Genomic DNA, 21,760 nt, shown 5'->3' with positions numbered 1-21,760 from the left:
CGTCGGTCAGGACTGGAGATCGACGACGATGCGGGTCACGTCACCGGACTTCATCGCCTCGAAGCCCTCGTTGATCTCGCCGAAGGGGATGACCCGCGTCACCATCTCGTCGAGCAGCAGGCGTCCCTGCTGGTACAGGAGCGCGAGCTGGAGGATGTCCTGCCGCGCTTGACCTGAGCCCATGTAGGAGCCGATGAGTCGCTTCTCCTCGAAGAAGAAGTCCGATGCCGGGATGCTGAGTTCGGTACTTGCGGGCGCGATGCCGACCAAGCACGCGGTTCCTGTCGGGCGCAGGAGGGCCAAGGCCGTCGCCGCGGTACGGGCCGAGCCGACCGCCTCGAAGGAGTAGTCCGCTCCGTCGCCCAACTGGCGGTGGAGTTCCGCGACGACGTCGCCGTCTGCGCCGTTGATGACGTGGGTCGCGCCGTAGCCGCGCGCGGCCTTGAGCCGTGCGTCGTCCAGGTCGATGGCAACGATCGCCGATGCTCCGGCGAGCCTGGCCCCCTGGATGATGGCCGAGCCGACGCCGCCACAGCCGATGACCGCCACTGTGCTGCCCGGCCTCACCTGGGCGCCGCGGAAGACGGCGCCGATTCCGGTGATGACGCAGCAGGCCAAGAGGCACCCGACGTGCAGCGGTACCTCGTCAGGGAGCCGCACCAGAGCGTTCTCCCGCATGAGGACGTGCCGGGAGAAAGCCCCGACGTCGCCGAGCCGCTCGATCGGCCTGCCGTCCGTGGTCTGGAACGCGGGCCGCGGACGGCGGCGTACCTCCTCGACACGACGGCACTGGGTCGACCGTCCTGCCTCACAGTTGGTGCAGCGGCCACAGGAGGGTGTCAGCGCGCCGACCACGCGGTCCCCGGGACGCAGGCCGGACACCTGTGACCCGACCGCCTCGATTACGCCCGCCACCTCGTGCCCGACCACGACCGGCAGGCCGGTCGGAACCGTCCCCGTCATGTAGTGCAGGTCGCTGTGGCACAGCCCCACGTTCGTGACCGCGACCCGCACCTCGTGCGGCTCCGGGTCGTCCACCCGGATGTCGGTCAGCTCGAGCGGCTTGTTGACCGCGGTGAGTACCGCGGCCTGGGTGTCGATCATGTCGACGTCCCCTCTGTCGGTTCCTGTGGGATTGGTCTGTCGAAGGTGATGGCGAGCTCAGGGCGCGGCTTACGCGCCGGTGCCCCTGCCGGACAGGAAGCCCCCGATCCCCGCACTGAGGACTCCGCTCTCCCACGCCTTCCACGCAGCGAGGTCCTCACGGGCGAAGGCCGCTTCGACCTCCTCTGTCTGAGGGCGCAGGAGAGCCAGGTGGAGGGCGGTCGTGTTCCCCTCGGGCGTCCACTCGATGACGGTGTCGATGGCCCGGCCGATCAGGGCGTCGGGCTCGACGATCTCGTCCAGGAGCCCGATGCGCAGCGCCTCGTCGGCCAGGACCCGAGGCGATCCGAGCACCATGCGCATCGCATGGCTCCCGATGAGGCGCCTGAGCAGCACGCTGGACGCGTTCGAGATCGTGATGCCCCGACCGTTCTCCGGCTGGTAGTACTCCGTCGCCCGGGTTCCGATGCGAGCGTCGCAACACAGAGTGATCTCCGAGGCTCCCCCGACCGCGAGTCCGTTGACCGCCGCGACCACGGGTACCTGCGTCTGCAGGATGGCCCGGGTGATGTCGTGGAAGCTTGCGAACGCCTCGCGGAGTTCGGCGTCCGTGGACGGCGCGCTCTGGAGGTCCTCCCCCGCGGAGAAGGCTCGCCCCTCGCCGGTGAGCACGATCCCGCGCACGCTGTCGCCGGTCCCGAACTCGCGGATGACCGTGGCCAGCCGCAGCCGGGTGGCGACGTCCATGGCGTTGAGCTTCTCGGGACGCCTGAGCGTCAGCACCGCAACGCCCCGCATGACGTCGACGTCGAGGAATCCTCCGTCGGAAGCGGTACGTGCCGCCGTCTTGTTCCGTCGTGCACCGAGGTCGTGCGTCACGCCGGGATCGTCCGCGGCGCGTGCCTTGAGGGCCGGCTTGGAGATGCGTTCGGACGGCGTCCGCGGGAAGTCGGCGACGAACTCGATGTAGCGCGGCACCTTGAAGCGAGCGAGTTCCTTGCGGGCCCGCTCGACGATCTCCTCGGCTGTCGCACGATCGGCCGGCACGCCGGCAGCCAGCTGGACGAAGGCCTTGACCTCTTCACCGAGGGTTTCGTCGGGTTCGGCGACGACCGCGGCCGCGACGACCACGTCATCGCGCTCGAGGGCGGCCTCGACCTCGACGCTCGCGACGTTCTCGCCGCCGCGGCGCACCATGTCCTTGATCCTTCCGACCAGTTGGATGCCGTGGTCGCGCTGTCGCACGACGACGTCACCGGTGTGGAGCCAGCCGTCACGCAAGACCCTTGCCGTGTCCTGTGGGCGGTTCCAGTAACCGCTCATCATGGGCTTGCCCGAGACGACCAGCTCACCGGGATCGCCGGCCGGCACCTCGATGCCGTCGGGGTCGACGACGCGGACCTGCTTGGTCGGCACCGGCCGCCCCAGGCTGCCGCTCCCGACGGCGCCGGCGTCGGCGAACGGACTGAACAGGTCGACACCGGACTCGGTCATCCCGTAGATCTCCCGCCACGGTGCGCCCCATCGCTCCTCCAGCTGTGGGTGGAGACCGACGGGAATGCCCGAACAGAGCACGTGGCGTACTTCGTTGTCGCGGTCCTCGGGCGCGGGCGGCTGCTTGAACAACAGCGTGGGCATCGACCCGAGGACGTAGATGAAGGTCGCGTGGTGCCGGCGGACGTCCGCCATGAAGGTGGACGCGGAGAACCGGGGCAGCACGACCAACGGGGCCCCGATCGTGAGTGCGAGCGCCGTGTTCCACTGCGGATCCATGTAGGAGAACGGCTGGGCCGTCAGGAGTACGTCCTCGGTTCCGAGGGCGGTCGCCGCCGCACAGGTCCAGGCCAGCCGGACCCAGTAGTCGTGGGTGAGCATGCACGCCTTGGGGAAGCCTGTCGTGCCGGAGGTGTACTGCAGGTTCGCCAGTGTCCCGGCGTCGACCGGCACCGCCGGCGCCGTCTGCGGGAACGGCTCGCTCCCGTCGTCGGCGACGTCGACGACGCGGAGGTCGGCGAGCCGGTCCTCCGTTGCCAGGACGTCGGCGATCAGCCCGGACCGTTCGGTGTCGGTGAAGGCGACGCGTGCACCCGAGTCCCGGAGGACGAAGGCGAGGTCGCCCCGCTGGTAGGAGGAGTTGATCGGCACTGCGACCGCTCCGGCCTTGAGTGCAGCGAGCCAAATGACCGGCCAGTGCACGACGTTCGGGAGCATGATCGCGACACGGTCGCCCGGCTGTATGCCGTCGAGCTCGATCAGCCGGTGCGCCAGCCTGGAACTCCATGCGTCGATGGCGGCGAAGCTCCATGACCGTTCGCCGAAGCGCAGGAACTCCCGTTGCGGTGAATCCTGTGCGCGCCGTGACAGCAGCTCGGTCAGGGTCGGGATGGTGGGGTCCTCACCGAGTTGTTCGGGCTTCACCACCGGCGCGGGACGCGCCTGGGTGCGACCGCCTCGCTCGGCTGCCACGTTCTCCGTCATCGCACGCTCCTGTGCGTCTGTTCACCGCGGTGGGCCGCGAGCAGCTCCGCCGCGGCCTGGACGATCCATGTCATCGCCGGGTCTGCGCTCTTCATCCACTCCGGGTGCCACTGGACTGCGAGCACCGGAGCACCGGGGAGCTCCACCGACTCGATCACGCCGTCGCTCGTGCGTCCCGTCACGACCAGGCCGGCGCCACAGCGGTCGACGGCCTGGTGGTGCCAGGAGTTGGTCAGCGCGTGCTCGCCGAACAGGTCGGCGGCGATGGAGCCCTTCTCGAAGGTCACCAGGTGATCAGCGGTGCCGTCGGTCGGCGCGGCCTTCGTGGACAGGTGACTCACGGAGCCGGGCGGAAGATCGGCGACGAGCGTGCCGCCGAGGGCGACGTTGAGCACCTGCAGGCCGCGGCACACACCCAGCACGGGAATCCCCCGCTCCAGCGCGGCTCGGACGAGCTCGATCTCGTACTCGTCCCGAGCCACGTCGTGGGCCGTCGGATCCGTCCGTGGATCGATGTCGCGGACCACTGACGTGTCGCCACCCCAGCACGCCGGATGGACGTCCTGTCCGCCGGTGATCACCACACCGGACAGCCACTGGCAGATGTCCGTCGCGTCGGTGTCGTACGACAGGTGCACCGGAAGTCCGCCGGCCTGCGCGATCCGGCTCGCGAAGTCCGACATGTAGCTGTCGGCGCAACGGTCGCCGTACCGCTTGTCGGCTCCCTTGATCAGGTCCAGCCGGTACCGGCGCCCGGTGATGCCGATCAGCGGGCGCACGGTCGCGGCCTCCTCGCGCGCGCTCACGGCAGTTCGAAGTAGCGAGTCGACTCCCACGGCGAGAGCTCCGCGAACGGGTCGCCGCCGGCGGTGTGGAACTGCATCCACTCCCACTTGCGCGACGCGATCCAGCAGTCGACGAACTCGTCGCCGAGGAGTTCGCGCAGGATCGGGTCGGCGTCCAGGGCCGCCGCGGCCTTCGTGATGGTGTCCGGGATCCGCTCGATGCCCAGGCCCGGCGGCAGGCACCACGCCATGTCGGTGACCTGCTCGGGCGGGTCGATCTTCCGCTCGACGCCGGCGATGACGCCGGCCAGCACGCCCGCGAGCGCGAGGTAGAGGTTCGCGTCCGCGCCCGGGAGGCGGTACTCGAGGCGGGAGTACTTGGGGTGTCCGCAGACGGCGCGCACCGCGGCGGTCTTGTTGCTGATGCCCCAGCTGATCGTGACCGGAGGTCCACTGAGGTCGACCAGCCGCCGGTACGACGTGATCTGCGGCAGCACGATCGAGGTGTTGCCCTCCATGGTCGCCAGCAGCCCACCGATGGCGTGCAGCATCGTGTCCGACGGTCCGTTCTCGGCGTAGAACGCGTTGGCGCCGCCCTGCTGCAGGGAGAGGTTGATGTGGGATGCCTGGCCGTATCCGGCGGTGGGCTTGGCCATGAAGGTCACGCTGTGCCCGCGCTCGAAGGCGACCTCGCGCATGATCTGGCGGGTTCGCGCCCAGGCGTCGCCGACCTTGATCGGATCGCCAGGTGCGATGTTGAGCTCGACCTGGCCGGCGGCGTCCTCGTCGCTCCAGGCCTCCCACTCGATGCCGACCTCGTCGAGGCGGTCGGCCACGGCGTTCATGTAGTCGCGCCAGTCCTTCGACTTGGCGAGGTGGTACGCCGTACCCGCGCTGCCGCCCAAGGGGGTCAGGTCGCGGTACCCGCGGGCACGCGCCTCGTGGATCGACTCCTCGAAGACGGTCGCCTCGATCTCGACCGCGACGGTCGCGGTGAATCCGAGCCCTGCCAGACGCTCGACCATCTTCCGCGCGAGGTTGCGCGGACATATCGGGACCGGTGTGCCGTCCTTGAGCCAGTAGTCACCGATGACCGCGTCCAGGCCCGGCTTCCACTCGACCAGGGTCGACGCGTCGGGGCGGAGGTAGACGTCGTCGAGGTGGCCACGCCAGGCGGGGAAGGCGGCACCGAAGGCGGGAAGGTTGCCGAGGTCAAGGCCGAACAGGAGGTCCGCGAAGGCGAACCCTGCGTCCTTGCCCGCCGCGTACTTCTTGGGCGAGACGTTCTTGCCGAGGAAGCATCCCTCGTGGTTCGTCGCCTCGAGCCGGACGGCTCGCGTGGCGGAGTCGCGGAGCGGCGCGCGGGTGGCGGTGGTGCTGAGCTCAGACATCGTAACGAACCTTCCAGGACGCGCCGGTCATCACGGACAGCTGCGAGAGGGTGCCCTGGATGCCCAGGGCGCCCGAGGACAGGACAGCGAAGAGGTCGTCCGCTCCGCAGAACACACCGGCGAGCGTCTCGGGAGCTCCGGCGATCAGGTACTGCGTGGGGCCGTCGCCGAGCACGGCCTGCTCCAGGCCCTCCGGCCCTTCGGTGACGGCGATCAGCACGTCGGGAATGCCCGGCAGTGAACGTGTCGCGTCCCAGAACCGCTGAGCGGCATCACGCCACCCGGGCAGCGGCGGCGTGAGCGCCTGCAGGACGCCGCCGGCCAGGTCGGCGTCACCGGAGGGGTCCGCCGTCGGCGCGAAACGCGCGTTGAGGTCGACCGTGACGGCGGCGTCCGGCTCTACCAGTACGCCGCTGGACACGTCGATTCCGTTGTCGCCGAAGCTGACCGTGGCGGCCTGGGGCGTGTCGTGGGAGTGAACGGCAACGGTGCCGGCCGACCTGGTCAGGGTGTCGATGGCATGCCCGGCCCGGGCGGAGTCACGCAGCGTACGGCCGATCAGTCGGACGAGGGGACTCGCGTCGTCCTCGATCCTGACGTCGACCTCTGCGGCACCCGCAGAGGTCGACGCGGGGGCCGTCATGGTTCCGGTCATGCTTCGGTCCTTTCGACTTCAAGAGCCACGCGACGACGGGTGTGGACGCCGCAGGGGCTCTGGCGATCCGCGCTTCTTAGTCATCTGACTCAAACGCGTGACTAGGATGGTGGGGCACGGATCACAACGTGTCAACACCTCCCTGCCACCTCGCCGGAAAGGCCCCCGCGCATGACCAAGCCAGTCCCACCGAGCTGGGAGCGCCTCGACGCCGACGCGCTGCTCGTCGCCCAGGCGATCGCCGAGACGCTGACCACACCTGTCCGCGAGCTCGGAGCCCAGGCGGCGCGCGAGCTGCTCGCGAGCACGCCGCCCGACCGTCCACTGACGCCCCTCGACCGGGTCGAGGCGGTGACCGTCCCGACCCGTTCCGGACCACTGCGCGCGCGCCTCTACCACCCACCCGGCTCGCCGGCCAAGGACCTGCGGCCGGCCCTGCTATATCTCCACGGAGGCGGGTTCGTCCTCGGAACCCTCGACGGAGTGGACGAGGTCTGCCGCGCCATCGCCGCTCGGTCCGGGTGGCTCGCGCTCTCCCTGGAGTACCGGCTTGCCCCGGAGCACCCCTACCCGGCGGCCCTTGAGGACTCGCTCGACACGCTGGCCTGGCTTCGCAGATCGGCCCTCGACGCGGGCATCGATCCGGACATGATCGCCGTCGGCGGCGACTCCGCAGGCGGCAACCTCGCCGCTGCGCTCTGCCTCCACCTCCGGGACCGCGGACTCCCGCTCCCGGCGTCGCAGGTCCTCGTCTATCCCGCGGTCGACGACCGGTTCTGCACGCCGTCCTGGACCCGGTTCGCCGACGCACCCCTGCTGACTGCAGCCGATGCCCGCTGGTTCTGGGAGCAGTACATCGGCCCGGACCGCCAGGGCGGCGTCGATCAGTACGCAGCCCCCATGAAGACGGCGTCCCTAAGCGGGTTGCCGTCGGCCCTGGTCCTCACCGCCGAGGTCGACCCTCTGCGTGACGACGCCGAGGCGTACGCCGAACGGCTGCGACGCGACGGCGTACCCACCACCGCCGTTCGCCACTCGGGCGTGTTCCACGGCTTCTTCACCGAGGTCGGCGTCTTCGCCCGGACCGACGCGGCGATCGACGACGTGGCCCGGCACCTGCGAGGCGTCGCCGCCTCAGCCTCGACTTCTCGATGACAGCCGGGCATTGACGAGGTCATAGCCCGTAGTTACATTCTTAGTCATTCGACATAGTCAAATGACTAGCTCAATGCTGTCTGTCAGCCCCTTGGACACGAGAAGGCAGAGAACATGACCGCCACCTCCTCCACGCCCCCGATCGTCGATGTCCTGTGCGTCGGCGCCGGGTTCTCCGGCCTGTACGCCGCCTACAAGGCGGCCGAGCAGGGCTGGACGTTCGCCGGGTTCGAGACCGCCCCCGATGTCGGCGGCACCTGGCTCTGGAACACGTATCCCGGCGCCCGTTGTGACGTCGAGAGCATCTACTACTCGTACTCGTTCAGCGAGGAACTCCAGCAGGAGTGGACCTGGAGCGAGCGCTTCGCCCCGCAGGCGGAGATCCTGAGCTATATCAACCACGTCGCCGACCGCTTCGGCCTTCGTCGGCACTTCCGGTTCAACACCAAAGTGATCGCTGCGAACTGGCTCCCGGACGAGCACCTGTGGGAGCTGACCCTCGACTCCGGCGATACCCGCCGTGGCCGCTACCTGCTGGCCGGCTCGGGCGGACTGTCGACGCCGAAGGACTTCGACGTACCCGGCCTTAAGAACTTCACCGGGCTGACGGTGTCGACGAGCCGCTGGACGATCTCGCTCGACGACCTCGCCGGCAAGCGGGTCGCCGTCATCGGCACGGGATCGTCAGGCGTGCAGTGCATACCCCTCATCGCCGAAGTGGCCGACCACGTCACCGTGTTCCAGCGAACCCCCAACTACGTCTTCCCCGCCCGCAACGCCCCACTGCCCGCGCAGAGAGTCGCCGAGATCAAGAGCAACTACCCCGCCATCCGCGAGGAGTGCCGGCAGTCCCCCGGCGGAATCCCGGACCGACCCGTGACCGACTGCGCCTTCGACGTCTCCGCCGAGGAGCGTCAGGAGCGCTACGAGCGGGCCTACGAACGCAGCGGATTCCAGGGCGTCGGCGCGGAGTTCGCCGACCTCCTCACCGACCTGAAGGCCAACGAGACTGCGGCCGACTTCATGCGTCACAAGATCCGTCAGATCGTCCGTGATCCGCGGACCGCGTCCCTGCTCGAGCCCCGGTTCCACCCGCTGGGCGCCAAGCGCAGCTGCTTCGGAACCGACTTCTACGAGACGTTCAACCGTCCGAACGTCTCGCTCGTGTCGCTGCGTGATGAGCCGATCGCGACCATGACCTCCGACAGCATCATCACCGAGCGCGGCTCCTACACCGTTGACGCCATCGTGCTCGCGATCGGTTTCGACGCCTTCACCGGCCCCCTGTACGCACTCAACATCGCGACGCCGGAGGCAGGCACGCTCCAGGAAGCATGGAGCGACGGCGTACGCACCTACCTGGGCACCATGACCGCCGGATTCCCCAACTTCTTCATGATCGGCGGCCCCCAGAGCCCCGCACTCGCCAGCAACGTCGTCGTGACGATCGAGCAGGCGGTCGACTGGATCACCGACCTGATCACCCATGCCAAGGCCGAAGGAAGCGATGTCATCGAACCCACCACCGAGGCCCAGGACGACTGGGTGAACATCACCGAGGCCACGGTCGGCCAGACGCTCTACGCGACCACCGACTCCTGGTACCGCGGCTCCAACGTGACCGGCAAGCCGACCACCTTCCTCGGCTACGTCGGCGGCGTCGGCAAGTACCGCCGCATGTGCACCGAGATCGCCAAGCGCGGCTACCCCGGCGTCAGGATCGGCGGACAGGCGGTTGCCCCCGGGATGGGCCGCATCACCGAGGAGATCGCGTGAACGTCGTCCACCAGCGCTACGTCGCCTACTCCGATGCCCACTACGCCGGCAACCTCGTCGACGGCGCGTACAGCCTGAAGCTGTTCGGTGATGCCGGAACCCACCTGGCGATCACCGGCGACGGCCACGAGAGCCTCTTTGCCGGGTACTCCTCGGTCGAGTTTCTCGCCCCGATCCGCGGCGGAGACGTCATCGAGGTCGAGGCGCGCCTCGCGTCCAAGGGCAACCGCAGTCGAACGGTCGAGTTCGAACTGCGCATCATCTGCCGAGCCCTGGACGAGACCGGCCGAGCGGAGGTACTCGCCCACCCCATCGTCGCTACTCGCGCCCGAGGGACGGGTGTCGTCCCTGCCGAAGCAACCAAGAACGGGAGTTGATGCAGCGATGAATGCATCACCAGACGCACGTGAAGAGGCGTGCGAGATCATCGTGGTCGGTGCCGGCATCGCGGGGTTGATGGCCGCGACCACCCTGTCCGATCGGGACGTCGTCGTGCTCGAAGCCACCGGTCGGGCCGGGGGGCGCGTGGAGTCGGTGCGCCAGGGCGACTACTGGATCAACCTCGGAACCCAGTTCACCGAGGGAACCGGCACCCTGATCGAAGCCCTCGAACGCCACCAGATCCCCATGGGGACGCTGGCGGGCAAGAAAGTGGCCCTCGCACTCCACGGAAAGCAGGTCGACACCTCAAATCCGTTCGGCCTGATGTTCCGCTCCCGGATGACCTTCATGGACCGGGTCGGTCTGGCGACCGTCGGCGCTCGCATCCTCGCGGCCGTACCGTTCCTGGAGATGAACCCCGACAAGTCCCTGGCGAGGCGGGTCCGGGCGGCACTCGACGCACGCCCCGCGTCGTACGTGCTGCGCGGCGTTCACTCCGAAGTCGCGCGGGCGATGGTCCGGTCCTGGTCCGGGCAATGGATGGGATGCGAGCCGGAGGAGACAGCGGCGACCCAGTTCGCGATCTCGATGGGGATACTCCTGACGGACCCGGCGAAGGTTCCGAACTTCTCCCTGCCGGCGGGAGGAAACCAGACCCTCACCGACATCCTGGCCGCCGACCTCGGCGATCGGCTGCGTCTGAACTCGCCGGTGAGGTCGGTGCAGTGGACCGAGGACGGCGTCGTCGTGGACTACGCGGACGAGAACGGACCGGCGCGGATACGCGCCCGCCGTGCGATCGTCGCCGTTCCCAGCGACGTGGCTGTGAAGATCATGCCCGGCCTTACACCTGGGTATCGGGCCGCGTTCGACGACATTCACTACGGCCGGTACGTGGTGGTGGGCTACTTCACCCGCGAGGAGGGCCCCCAGCGATGGGACGATTACATCGCTGTGTCGACGCCCCAGCTGTCGTTCCAGGCGATGTTCAACCATGCCGCGGCCCTGCGCGGTCCTGGCCCACGAAAGCCGGGCGGCGCGCTGGCCTGCTTTGCGGGCGGCGCGGTGGCAGACAGCCTGTTCGAGCTCACCGATGAGGAGATCGTCACTCGATTCACCACAGACCTCCTCTCGCTCTACCCCGAGCTCGAGGGGAAGCTCGACGAGGGGATCGTCCGACGTCACCCCCGGGTCGTACCGTTCTGGCCACCCGGCGGACGTGCCTCGCTGCCGACGCTGCGCCAACACCTCGGCCCCGTCTACCTGGCCGGCGACTACCAGCTCGACATGCCATCACTCGCCGACGCGGCCTCATCGGGTGAGCGGGCCGCGGAGCAGGTTCTGGCGAGCCTGTCCCGCCCGGTGCGCTGACGATCCGACACTCACCGCATTCCTCGGCCGCCCGCGCCGGCGGCCACGCCCCGACATCGTCGGCCCACGATTCCCGGCTGCCCCTTGCAAGGAAAGTAACCATGCCTGTCACACAGCACCCCGCCCGTCAGGCGGACCGGCTCTACCACGACCTCCTCTCACCCTCGAAGACCCGGGAGCTCCGCGACCGAGTGCGGAAGATCGCCGCCGACGTCGTCGCCCCCGCCGCACGCCGGATCGCGAACGGCGATGAGCGCGCCGACGGCTTCCCGCGGGACGTCTTCGACGGCCTTGCCTCCGCCGGCCTGTTCCGCGTGCCCTTCGCCGCCGAGGTCGGCGGGGACGGCTTGGCTCACCCGGTAGCGGCGACCGCCGTCGCCATCGAGGAGCTGGCCTACTACTCCAGCAGCATCGCGGCGGTGTTCGACGTGCACTGCATCCTGGCCGGCAATGCCCTGACCCACGCAACCCCCGCACAGCAACAACAGTGGCTGCCCCAGGTCGCCAACGGCTCGATCGTCGGCGCCTTCGCCACCACCGAGCCCGAGGCGTCGTCCGACCTGACCCCTCAGGCGGTGCGGACCGTCGCCGTCCAGCGGGAAGACACCTGGATCCTCAATGGCCGCAAGCGGTGGATCTCCAACTCACCGGTCGCAGGATTCATCGTCACCCTCGCCCGCACCGGCGACCGGCTCTCGATGTTCATCGTCGACACCTCCCTGCCCGGAGTGCGAGTCGGCGAGCCCGACCAGAAGATGGGCAACCGCGGCCAGCTCACCGCCGACGTGACGTTCGAGGACGTTGAGCTGACGAACGACTCTCTGCTCGGCGGCGAGCCGGGACACGGACTCCGTCACGCGCTCGCCACACTCACGCTGGGCCGCATCGGCATCGCCGCCGCCGGTGTCGGCATGGCGCAGGCCGCCTTCGACCACGCTGTCGCGCACCTGTCGACGCGGGAGGCGTTCGGACGGAAACTGGCCGCCAACCAGCACTGGCAGTTCCTCCTCGCCGACCGCGCCACGGAGATCGAGAACGCCCGCAACCTCTACCTCAAGGCTGCGCTGCGCCGTGACGCCGGCGAGGTGTTCCCCGAACCGGAAGCCTCGATGGCCAAGGTCTACGGCAGCCGGCTCGCCGTCGACATGGCCCGCGACACCGTCCAGGCCTTCGGCGGCCTCGGCTTCGCCCGTGAGCTCAGCGCCGACGGCACGCCGGGGCCGGTCGAGGCGATCTACCGAGACAGCAAGATCGGGGAGATCTACGAGGGCGCCAACGAGATCCTGAAGTGGGTCATCGCTCGCGGCATCTTCGGCAAGGACATCACCGGATGAGTCTCGCCGACCGCACCCCGCTCATGTCGGGCGGAAGCTGCGGCATCGGCCTGGCGATCGCAGCCGCCCCCGCCCGCCGCGGCGCCAGCGTGATCCTGCCGGCCAAGACCGACACTCCGGACCTTCGATGGTCCGGCACTGTCCACATCGCTGCCGCGGAGATCGAGGCCACTGGCGGCAGTCCCTTGCTGTCGTCGGGGACGTTCGCAACGAGGCATCGGTGCAGCGGGCCGTCGAACGGGACGTGGACACGTTCGGGGGCATCGACACCGTGGTCAACAACGCTTCGGCGTTGACGGTCGACGCACTGACACGCTGACAATGAAGCGGTTCGACCTGATGACCGACATCCAACTGCGCGGCACCAGGCCCTACCTGCTCTCCCGCAAGGCCCTTCTCCATTCGCACAAGGGGCCCAACCCGCACGTCTTCTCGCTCGGCCCACCCGTCAACCTCTCCCCCGCCTGGCTCTGCACCCACCCCGCGTACACGATGGCCAACTACGGCGTGACGATCCTGACCTTTGGCTGGGCAGCGGAGTAGGCCGAACACGGCGTGGCAGCCAACTGCTTGTGGCCCGAGACCTACATCGCCATTGATCCATTGAAGAACATCCTCGGCGGCGACGCCGCGGTAGCCAGGTCACGCTCACCCGAGATCGTGGCCATGCCGCCGTCAAGGTCCTCGAACGGCCCGCAAGGGAATGCACCGGCACCACATTCGTCGATGTCGAGGCGCTCCGTGACGCCAGAGTCACCGACCTCTCGCCATACGGCGACACGGGGCAACTTTGAGTACGACATCTTCGTCGATCGACCGCGATGACGACGTACACGGCCACGCCGGGGCGAAACGCGGGCCGAACGATCCATCCGCGGGCGAGCAAGCCCGCCGCGAGGCTCATGAGGAGTCACCATGCTGAACCTGTCGATGCTGCTCGAGGATTCCGCCAGCAAGTACCCCGACCGCGAAGCCGTCGTACTGGGCACGACCCGCCTGACGTACCGCCAGGTGAACGCTGCGGCCAACCAGGTCGCGAACCTGCTCGTGGAACGCGGGATCGGCCCCGGTGACAGGGTGGCCCTCAGCTGCCCGAACCTGCCGCACTTCCCGGTCGTCTACTACGGCATCATCAAAACCGGCGCAGCTGTCGTTCCGCTCAACGTGCTCCTCAAAAGCCGTGAGATCGCCTACCACCTGGACGACGCCGACGTGAAGGCCTACTTCTGCTTCGAGGGCACCCCCGAGTTGCCCATGGGCTCAGAAGGCTTCGCCGGCTTCCATCAGGTCGACACCGTCGAGCACTTCTTCGTCATCACCGGTGATCCGGCCGCTCCCAGCCCCATCGACGGCGTCGAGACGCTCGGCAGTGCCCTGGTGGGCCATGGCACAACGTACGACTCAGCAACGACCGAGCCCACCGACACGGCCGTCATCCTCTACACCTCCGGGACCACCGGACGGGCCAAGGGCGCCGAGCTGTCGCACGCCAACACGGTGATGAACGCACTGGCATGCAACCGCCTGTTCCGCACCACACCGGCGTCCGACAGCCACCTGCTCTGTCTCCCGCTCTTCCACACCTTCGGTGCCACGGTGCAGATGCACGCAGGCTTCTCGATGGCTGCCACCCTCTACCTCGTTCCTCGCTTCGATGCGCGCGAGGTCGTGGACCTGATGGACCGCGAGCCCATCACGTTCTTCGCCGGCGTACCCACCATGTGGTGGGGGCTCTTGAACGCGCTCAGCGACGACATCGACGTCGAGCGCATCGCGAGCAACCTCCGGATCGGCATCTCCGGAGGTGCCGCACTCCCGATGGAGATGGCTCACCAGATCAAACAGCGCCTCGGCGTCACGGTGCTCGAGGGATACGGGTTGTCGGAGACTTCTCCCGTGGCAACGTTCAGCGACCCCGATCTCGACCCACGCCCGGGATCGATCGGGGTGCCCATCTGGGGCGTCGAACTGAAACTCATCGACGCCGACTGGACCGAGGTGACCGAGAGTGGCCAGGTCGGCGAAATCGCGGTCAAGGGCCACAACGTGATGAAGGGCTACTACGGCCGGCCGGCAGCCACCGCCGAGGTCATGCGTGAGGGATGGCTCCGCACCGGCGACCTCGCACGACGCGACGAGGACGGTTTCTACTACATCGTCGACCGTTCAAAGGACCTCATCATCAGAGGGGGCTTCAACGTCTATCCGCGTGAGATCGAAGAAGTCCTGATGACGCACCCGGAGGTCAGCTTGGCCGCTGTCATCGGCGTACCTCACGACAGCCATGGCGAGGAGATCAAGGCCTTCGTCATCCTGCAGCCCGCTTCCTCCCTCACCACCGACGAGCTAGTCGCATGGGCCAAGGGAGAGATGGCGTCGTACAAGTACCCGCGCATCGTCGAGTTCGTGCCCAGCCTGCCCATGACCGCCACCGGAAAGATCCTCAAGCGCGACCTGGCACGCTGAACGAAGCGGTGAGACACACGACGTACAAACACACATCACGGTCGCCGCCGGACCAGCCGGCGCCACCGAATCCCTTCGGTCGGGGACGACTCCGTCGACCACCCCACCCGCCACCCGCCACCCGCCACCCGCCACCCGCCACCCGCCACCCGCCACCCGCCAAGGAGAACTCACGGGCGAACGAGAGGGTTTGCCTACCGAGAGGCACATCCTCGTCGAGGTGGCCCACGGCTTGGATCGGTCGCGGGCCTTCGGTCTGCTCTGCCGTGAGGGCCAGCGCGCGTCCGGTCACTGATCAGGTCCCACCATGGTGGACGGCGCTTCGGACTGCGGATGGCGTGCGAACCAGCGGGCGACGGGTTCCATGGTGACGCCGTGCAGAAAGACACTCAGCAGGACCGTCGCACAGGTCACGTTGACGACGAAGGCCGCATCGTCGCCCTCAAGCTGGGTGTACGCCAGGACCGCGAAGACGATGGACGTGACACCGCGCGAGCCGAGCCAGCCGATGGCGCTGCGCTCGGCCCAACTGAAGCCGGTGCCGACGAGCGCGGCGGCCACGGGCACGAACCGGGCGACGGTGAGAGCGAGCAGTGCGTAGGCCACGACCGGAAGGTCGATGCCATGGGCGAACTCGTCCGCGATCAGCTTGCCGAAGGTGAACCAGACCGCCAGGGCCATCAGATGACTCACGTCGTACACGAGGTCGAGATTGTCGCTGCCGATGGCGTGCGCGGTGCGGGCATAGCACAGGCCGGTTACGAATGCCGCGACGAAACCGTTGCCGCCGATCAGCACGGAGGCAGCGTAGGCGAGGAACGGCAGCGCCAGGCTGGCCATGCGCAGCCCGGCGGACGTGGCCCAACCGGCGTCCAGGGCCCACCGCACCAGCCGGGCGGCCAGAAAGCCCAGGACGCCGCCAGCCAGCACCGCGTACCCGGCACCCTTCAGGGCGTTCAGGACCAAGTCACCGAGCGAATCGCCCTCAGCCGAGACGAGATTGGCCACGCAGAACACGAACAGCGGGGAGATCAGTCCATCGTTGAACCCTCCCTCGATGTTGAGGGCGGCCCGAACCCGCAACGGCACCCTCTCGTCTTTCAGGAACATCAGCACCGGGGCAAGGTCCATCGGCATCACAACCAACGCAGCCACTGCCAGGAGCCACCAGCTCGTGCCGGGAAAGAGCAGGGCGCCGAAGAGAGTGGCGAGGACGACGGATCCCGGCAGAGCCAGGCCCAGCAAACGGCCCTCCCCCACGGACTTTCCACGCCATTCGTATTCCCTGCCCTCAGTGGCGTCCGTGAAGAGCATCACGGCCAGTACGATTTCGACGCATCGCTGAAAGGTGTGCGTTTCCAGGTCGAGGGATACGACGGGACGGTCACCACCGGCCAATACAACGCCCGCCACCGCGAAAGCGATCGGCGCGGTAATGCTCCACCGGGCCACCTGATCCGATACCAGAGACCACACAAACAACAACGACAGAAGGACGAGGACAGCGACCACGGAAACTCACAGGGGCAAGAGAGTGATGAATCGAGCCATGGTCCATCCTCGCAGGCCCGCATCCGGTGTTCGCTTCCGACAAGGTGTGTCTTCCGGAACACTCCACGGACCGGATGCACGCCGCAATCGGCGGCGAACATTAGACTGCCACCTCGCCGCCGTGCCCAGCAGGCAATACGCAGTAGGCAGCAGGCGCGAAATACGAAAACCCTCCTCGTAGTATCACGATGATCACCGCATTAAGAGGGGCTCCCTGGTGCACTCCTGGCTCTCGGAACGCCGTAGAGCGGCGATGAGCTCTCTCATCGCGACGTGCACAGGGGCCGTGCTTCTCCTCGTCCGCGCACTCAACGGCAGCCCGGAGCTGATCTCTGGGGCGGACGTGGGCGTGTTCGCGCTGTTCGCCTATCTCGCTTCCTATCTCACCGTCACGCTGATCGCTTTCGCGTCCGCCTCTCCGGAACAGATTCGCGCGTGGGCCCTGCGTACAGTTCGCGGCACAGTGATCCAGCGGTACGTCCTCGGGACCGCGCCCGGCCCGGGCGTGTCCATCTTCATCGCCGTGGCCGCACTCGTGGTGGCGGTCGTGTGGCGCCCCGGACACCTCGGCTCAGCACTCTCCCTCGGCCCTCGGGTGATCGTCGCACTCGCTCTCGTCGTCGACGCCTGGATCTGCGTACTGGCGTCCTTCGCGGTGGCCTTCCACGCCGACAACCTCGTGGAGACCGAACCGGGGCTGGATTTCCCCGGCAACGACACCGCGGCCTGGGCCGACTACGTCTACTTCGCCCTGTCCGTCATGACGACGTTCGGCACGACGGACGTCACGGTCACCTCACGGGAGATGCGACGGACCGTTGCCGCCAACGCGGTCATCGCGTTCGTCTTCAACACGGTAACGGTGGCAAGTCTCGTAGCCGCCCTGGCGTGATCTCGTCGCCGGTTTGCTTCGCCCGTCGAAGCTCGTCGTGCGAGCGGCCGGCCGGCCTGTTCGGTGTTTAGCGGGGCCGCTTCCGCTTCTCGAGCGCCATCACCGCAACGCTCGGCACCATGACGATGAGCGCCGACAGTTGCAGCCACCCGGGCTGGCCGATGAACAGCGACACCATGACCGCGGCCAACCCCGCTAAGAAGCCCAGGTGTGCCCAGAAATCGCGACGACTCAGCTCCGGCTCGCTCACGCCGACCCCCTCGAATGGCCCGCCCCCGCAAGCCAACTCAGCATCACGAGCCACAACCGACGCGTCAAGAGGGCGATCGCAGCACCGAAGCCCCCTACTTCCACGAGAGACCGAGTGGTCTCGGCTCTGGGTTGCGTCCGAACCATCGTGAACGGGGCGGAACGAGACGGAAACTGAGACGGGCTGGGCCCGAGGCCCGTGCTACCCAACGGGCACGGAAGAGGTCTGGCCGGCCGACTGACGGCCTGGAGCCGTCGCGTGAAGCACCGATCCTCAGAACTTGCCTCCCACCAAGACCGTGCGATGGTCACCCAGCACGCGCGCGAAACGTTCGAGGAAGCCGGGGCTGAACTCGGGCCAGTCCCAGAACTCGAATCCCAGATAGCCGAACGCGTAGTAGTCGTTGTCCCAGGTCCACGCGGTCAGGTCACCGGCTCGACTACAGCGTGGACAGGTGACGGCAGCTTGGCCCGAGTCGCGCCAGGTGCCGATGGCCTTGTCGAAGGGATCCCAGGCGTCCTCGATCGCGTCCCACTCATCGGTATACAGGTCCACGCGGGCGGCGCAGCATGGGCAGGCGGCGTACATGGCATCGCCCTGCCCGCCGTGGAAGACGGTTCGACCTGTCTCGACCTTGAGTCCGTCGCTCGGCTCCCAGTCGACTTGCTCGACCGCCTTGGCCCAGAGCGGACCCGGCGGGTGTCCGAGCGGGGCGCCGAGAACGCAGTCGGTGCGCTCGGCGCGGACTATCCCTTCCGCGACGAGCCAGTCAAGGCCGCGGGCTGCCAGTGCTGTTGCGTCGGCCGGCGTGGCGTGGAGGTCGACGATGGTCTGGAAGTGGTTTCCCATGAGGAGGGAGAGTACGAGGCGCCACCGACAGTCCGCAGTTGAGGGCCTGAGCGGAGATCTGAGGACCTGAGTTTGGGAAGCTTGGATGATCTAGGGGAAGTTGGGCCTGTGACCTGCGGGGAGTGCCCTGCTGCCAACCTCTCGGCGCAGAGCGCTCGCTGCCCGCCGTTCTCCGTGGTTTCCCCGCTCAACCTGGCACGGGTCTGGCACGGGCCTGAGTTCCACCCTGGGGTGCAGTCGGGTTCCACTCTGGGGCCGATCCGTGCAGAGCCTGCTCCGTCGAAGCCGATGCAGGATGGGGTAACTGGGAGTGCTGCGCTGATCCTGTTGATGGCGGGTCTGATGCGCCCCTCGGCGGCACTGTCAGTGCGCGTCACTAAAGTCACCGTCACTGACAACTGAGCAGAGAACCACCGGGGGGAACTTCATGGCAAACGAGATCGCGGCGGCTGTTGTGGGCGCGTGGGATGAGATCGAGCGGTGGTACGAGGCCCAGGGTGCTGGGCATCTGATCCTGCCTCCGGCTTCCGGCGAGCAGATCGCCGCCCTTGAGGCCACGCTCGGTGTCGAGCTACCGGAGGCGGTCACGGCCTCGCTGCGGCGACACAACGGATCGACGGACGGGGGCTGGCCCACGGGCACGCTGTTGTCCTGTGACGGCATCCTGCAAGAAGTGAGTGTGTGGCGAGACCTCCTGACCAGCGGGGACTTTGACGATCTCAAGGACTTCGTTGCGGACGGCGAGGCGCTCAAGGCCGGCTGGTGGCAGATCGGTTGGGTCTCGCTCGATGCGGACGGCGGGGGAAACGGCGCGGTGCTGGACCTGTCACCGGGGCCTGGTGGAAGGATCGGCCAGGTCATCGACATGGACCACGAAGCAGGGCCGAGCGGGCCCATTGCGAGTGACTTCGTCGGATACCTGACAGGTGTGGCGGCTCGGTTGGACGACTTCTCAGTGATCGACGGACAGTACGTCGAGGAACGTTGAAGTGCTCTCCTCCCGGTCACCGTGTGGGGAACCGGTGGCGGGGAGCAGGTTGGTGGCGCGGGCGGGGCTCGTGCGGCTCACGACCAGCACGAGCACCCACGAACCCCGCGACACCAGCAGCCGCACCAGCGAAGACCAAGATGGTGGATCTTGAGTGAAGATCCGCCTGGACCCCGGTCAGTCGATGCCTTCGACGATGCGGAAGTCGCGCTCGATGCCGTCGGAGAGGGCGACCAGCGCCTCCTGGTAGGCCGCACTCTCGTGCGCCGCGACGGCCTGCTCGAAGCTGTCGAACTCGATCAGGACGGTGCGCTCGGCGATTCCGGCGTCGTGTGCCACGACCCGACCGCCACGGACGAAGGTCTGACCGCCCCCGGCCGCGACGGCGGGACCGGCCAGCTTGTTGTAGGCAGCCAGCTTCTCAGGGTCTGAAATGGTGCGGTAGACGCTGACCCAGTAGCCCTTGGGCATGGAACCTCCAGTGTTGGGATGAGTGCATCTGACGTACGGGTTGGTCTCGGGCGTGCGTCGGCGGCTGTCCCTTGTTGGTCTGCGGACCACCGCGAGTCGCCTTCGTGTCAGCCGAGCCGGGGAAGGCGGACGGCACGCGCGATTTCTGCAGCGCCGCCCAGGCGGATCAGGGTGCCGGACGCGCTGCGTTGTGTGTTGGCGATGATCGTGGACGGATGGCCGAGGTGATCGCCCATGTCGACCGCGATGCCGGTGGCGCCCTGATCCGCGAGATACGCGGCCAGACATGCGGTGCTGTTGGCGTTGGCGACATCCTCGGGGACGCCGATCGACGGGGCGAACATCCGGGCCGCCGCCCGACCGTCCGCATCGGGGATCGAGTAGGCGTAGCAGCCCAGCAGTCCGTAGCGGTCACAGGCATGGCGCAGCGCCGTGAAGTCCGGACGGAGTTCGGCCAGCGCGGTGCGCGATTGCACGGGTATCAGGAGCCGTGGCCGGCCGGGTGAGGCCACGCAGGCGCCGTCGGGAAGGGCTTCGCTCATCAGGCCGAGGGCGGTCGCGATCGCCCGGAGTTCGGGTTTTCCGGCGTCTCGCGGGCTGATCGGGCCCGGGTCGAAAGTGGCCGTCAGGTCGTCGTGTTCTCGCTTCGCCCAGCCTTCGAATACGCGACTTGTGGTGTGCAGCGTGGCCCGGTAGTCGGCGTCGCCGCTGTAGCGCAGAGCGAGCAGCGCCAGTGCGGCGACTGTGCCGTGACCGCAGGCGGGCAACTCGCCTTCGCCGGTGAAAAACCGGAGCCGATACGACGGTCGAGCCTGATCCTCGCCGTCCACCGCAGCGATGAAGACCGCGTGCGAGGTGCCTGTCGCAGCAGGGATGCGCCGTCGCTCGGCATCGGTGAAGGGCACGTCGTCGAGAACGGCGGTCGGACTGCCGCCCTGGCCCTGCCGCCGGCACGCGTCGACGATCGTCACCTCGGGCATGGCGCCGCGTCCATCGTGATCAGCATCGTCAGGTCGAGCGCGGGCGCGCTGTGCGTCAGGGCGCCGATCGAGATGAGGTCGACGCCGGCATCGGCGATGGCGCGAACCCGGTCCAGGGTGATGTTGCCGGAGGCCTCCAGGAGGATCTCCGAACCGCCGGAACGGCCGGCCCTCATGCGCATCACTTCTTCGATGTCGGCCACCTCCATGTTGTCGAGCATGAGCCAGCCGGCTCCCGCTTCCATGGCTTCGCGGGCTTGCGCGACGGTCTGCACTTCGACGTCGATCGGCACGCTCGTCCCGGAATCGGCCATTCCCTTCCAGACGGCATTGATCGCCGCGGTCACCCCGCCCGCCGCGGTGATGTGGTTCTCCTTCAGCAGGACCATCGCCGCCAGGGTGAGCCGGTGGTTGCTGCCGCCGCCCGCGGTGACGGCGTACTTGTCCAGCGCCCGCAGCCCCGGGGCGGTCTTGCGGGTGTCCAGGATCCGCGCCGGGGTTCCGTCCACGCCTTGGACGAAGCCGTCGGTGACCGTGGCGATGCCGCACAGGCGCTGCAGGAAGTTCAGCACTGTGCGCTCGGCGGTGATCAGGCTGCGAGCCGATCCGGTCAGCCGCACCAGGACGTCCCCGGCCCGCAGCCGCACGCCGTCCGCGACCAGAGTCTCGACCTCGACCTCGGCGTCGGTCTGGGCGAAGACCTCGGGGACCACGGGCAGTCCGGCGGCGACACCGGGCTGGCGGGTACTGATCTCGGCGGTGGCGATCAGGTCGGCCGGGACGCTCCACAAGGTGGTGATGTCGTCGGTGGCCCTGTCCTCCGCCAGGGCCGCGGCCACGCTGGCCCGCGCCGCCGACGCGGGGAAATCGGCGATCTTCATGG

Annotated in this window: 20 protein-coding genes; 9 read left to right on the top strand and 11 right to left on the bottom strand. The window is 68.1% G+C overall.

Going from position 1 to position 21,760, the window contains the following annotated elements; genetic code table 11:
- Positions 1-6: 6 nt before the first annotated feature.
- From ACFC96_RS42685 to ACFC96_RS42665, 5 genes are all read right to left on the bottom strand, one after another.
- Positions 7-1,104: a Zn-dependent alcohol dehydrogenase gene (locus tag ACFC96_RS42685; protein WP_376617890.1), complete on the bottom strand. Its 1,098-nt coding sequence runs from the start codon at positions 1,102-1,104 to the stop codon at positions 7-9.
- Between the two features lie 69 nt (positions 1,105-1,173).
- Positions 1,174-3,582: an AMP-binding protein gene (locus ACFC96_RS42680; protein WP_376617889.1), complete on the bottom strand. Its 2,409-nt coding sequence runs from the start codon at positions 3,580-3,582 to the stop codon at positions 1,174-1,176.
- On the bottom strand, positions 3,579-4,388 hold the full coding sequence (locus ACFC96_RS42675) for a gamma-glutamyl-gamma-aminobutyrate hydrolase family protein (protein ID WP_376226541.1): 810 nt from the start codon (positions 4,386-4,388) through the stop codon (positions 3,579-3,581). The genes ACFC96_RS42680 and ACFC96_RS42675 overlap by 4 nt, the downstream gene beginning before the upstream one ends.
- Positions 4,385-5,758 carry a glutamine synthetase family protein gene (locus tag ACFC96_RS42670; protein ID WP_376617887.1) on the bottom strand — a complete coding sequence of 458 codons (1,374 nt, stop codon included), beginning with the start codon at positions 5,756-5,758 and terminating at the stop codon, positions 4,385-4,387. Before ACFC96_RS42670 ends, ACFC96_RS42675 begins: the two co-directional genes overlap by 4 nt.
- Positions 5,751-6,413, bottom strand: a complete 663-nt coding sequence (locus ACFC96_RS42665; protein ID WP_376617885.1) for a hypothetical protein — start codon at positions 6,411-6,413, stop codon at positions 5,751-5,753. Before ACFC96_RS42665 ends, ACFC96_RS42670 begins: the two co-directional genes overlap by 8 nt.
- Positions 6,414-6,584: 171 nt before the next feature.
- On the opposite strand from ACFC96_RS42665, the gene ACFC96_RS42660 reads away from it, so the two are divergent.
- The 7 genes from ACFC96_RS42660 (at position 6,585) to ACFC96_RS42630 (ending at position 14,896) form a co-directional block, all read left to right on the top strand.
- Positions 6,585-7,568 (top strand): alpha/beta hydrolase, encoded by a 984-nt coding sequence (locus ACFC96_RS42660; RefSeq protein ID WP_376617883.1) that lies wholly within the window; start codon positions 6,585-6,587, stop codon positions 7,566-7,568.
- A 114-nt stretch (positions 7,569-7,682) separates the two neighbouring features.
- Positions 7,683-9,344, top strand: coding sequence for a flavin-containing monooxygenase (locus ACFC96_RS42655; protein WP_376617881.1), 1,662 nt, complete (start codon positions 7,683-7,685; stop codon positions 9,342-9,344).
- On the top strand, positions 9,341-9,721 hold the full coding sequence (locus tag ACFC96_RS42650; protein WP_376617879.1) for a hotdog domain-containing protein: 381 nt from the start codon (positions 9,341-9,343) through the stop codon (positions 9,719-9,721). Before ACFC96_RS42655 ends, ACFC96_RS42650 begins: the two co-directional genes overlap by 4 nt.
- 7 nt (positions 9,722-9,728) lie before the next feature.
- On the top strand, positions 9,729-11,096 hold the full coding sequence (locus ACFC96_RS42645; protein ID WP_376617877.1) for a flavin monoamine oxidase family protein: 1,368 nt from the start codon (positions 9,729-9,731) through the stop codon (positions 11,094-11,096).
- A 101-nt stretch (positions 11,097-11,197) separates the two neighbouring features.
- A complete protein-coding gene (locus ACFC96_RS42640) occupies positions 11,198-12,430 on the top strand; it encodes an acyl-CoA dehydrogenase family protein (protein WP_376617875.1) in 1,233 nt (410 codons plus the stop codon).
- 321 nt (positions 12,431-12,751) lie between these two features.
- Positions 12,752-12,973, top strand: coding sequence for a hypothetical protein (locus ACFC96_RS42635; RefSeq protein WP_376617873.1), 222 nt, complete (start codon positions 12,752-12,754; stop codon positions 12,971-12,973).
- Positions 12,974-13,345: 372 nt separating this feature from the next.
- A complete protein-coding gene (locus ACFC96_RS42630; RefSeq protein ID WP_376617871.1) occupies positions 13,346-14,896 on the top strand; it encodes a long-chain fatty acid--CoA ligase in 1,551 nt (516 codons plus the stop codon).
- A 288-nt stretch (positions 14,897-15,184) separates the two neighbouring features.
- Here the strand turns inward: ACFC96_RS42630 and ACFC96_RS42625 are convergent, their stop codons facing one another.
- Positions 15,185-16,408: a cation:proton antiporter gene (locus ACFC96_RS42625; RefSeq protein ID WP_376617869.1), complete on the bottom strand. Its 1,224-nt coding sequence runs from the start codon at positions 16,406-16,408 to the stop codon at positions 15,185-15,187.
- A gap of 292 nt (positions 16,409-16,700) precedes the next feature.
- On the opposite strand from ACFC96_RS42625, the gene ACFC96_RS42620 reads away from it, so the two are divergent.
- On the top strand, positions 16,701-17,339 hold the full coding sequence (locus ACFC96_RS42620) for a DUF1345 domain-containing protein (protein WP_340457748.1): 639 nt from the start codon (positions 16,701-16,703) through the stop codon (positions 17,337-17,339).
- 67 nt (positions 17,340-17,406) lie between these two features.
- Here the strand turns inward: ACFC96_RS42620 and ACFC96_RS42615 are convergent, their stop codons facing one another.
- Both ACFC96_RS42615 and ACFC96_RS42610 read right to left on the bottom strand, forming a co-directional pair.
- Positions 17,407-17,589 (bottom strand): hypothetical protein, encoded by a 183-nt coding sequence (locus tag ACFC96_RS42615; RefSeq protein ID WP_376225183.1) that lies wholly within the window; start codon positions 17,587-17,589, stop codon positions 17,407-17,409.
- A 273-nt stretch (positions 17,590-17,862) separates the two neighbouring features.
- Positions 17,863-18,438 carry a hypothetical protein gene (locus ACFC96_RS42610; RefSeq protein ID WP_376617867.1) on the bottom strand — a complete coding sequence of 192 codons (576 nt, stop codon included), beginning with the start codon at positions 18,436-18,438 and terminating at the stop codon, positions 17,863-17,865.
- Positions 18,439-18,865: 427 nt separating this feature from the next.
- Between ACFC96_RS42610 and ACFC96_RS42605 the strand changes: the two genes are divergently transcribed.
- On the top strand, positions 18,866-19,426 hold the full coding sequence (locus ACFC96_RS42605) for an SMI1/KNR4 family protein (RefSeq protein ID WP_376617865.1): 561 nt from the start codon (positions 18,866-18,868) through the stop codon (positions 19,424-19,426).
- Between the two features lie 177 nt (positions 19,427-19,603).
- Here the strand turns inward: ACFC96_RS42605 and ACFC96_RS42600 are convergent, their stop codons facing one another.
- From ACFC96_RS42600 to nadC, 3 genes are all read right to left on the bottom strand, one after another.
- Positions 19,604-19,897 carry a DUF1330 domain-containing protein gene (locus ACFC96_RS42600; protein ID WP_376617863.1) on the bottom strand — a complete coding sequence of 98 codons (294 nt, stop codon included), beginning with the start codon at positions 19,895-19,897 and terminating at the stop codon, positions 19,604-19,606.
- A 107-nt stretch (positions 19,898-20,004) separates the two neighbouring features.
- Entirely contained in the window at positions 20,005-20,877 is an 873-nt protein-coding gene (locus tag ACFC96_RS42595) for a PhzF family phenazine biosynthesis protein (RefSeq protein ID WP_376617861.1), read from the bottom strand.
- A complete protein-coding gene (gene nadC, locus ACFC96_RS42590; RefSeq protein ID WP_376617859.1) occupies positions 20,865-21,758 on the bottom strand; it encodes a carboxylating nicotinate-nucleotide diphosphorylase in 894 nt (297 codons plus the stop codon). Before nadC ends, ACFC96_RS42595 begins: the two co-directional genes overlap by 13 nt.
- Between the last annotated feature and the right edge of the window lie 2 nt (positions 21,759-21,760).

Source organism: Streptomyces sp. NPDC055955 (assembly GCF_042270245.1).
Classification (GTDB): Bacteria; Actinomycetota; Actinomycetes; order Streptomycetales; family Streptomycetaceae; genus Streptomyces.
The sequence above is the reverse complement of the archived record's forward strand: the minus strand, read 5'-3'. Positions and strand labels throughout refer to the sequence as shown.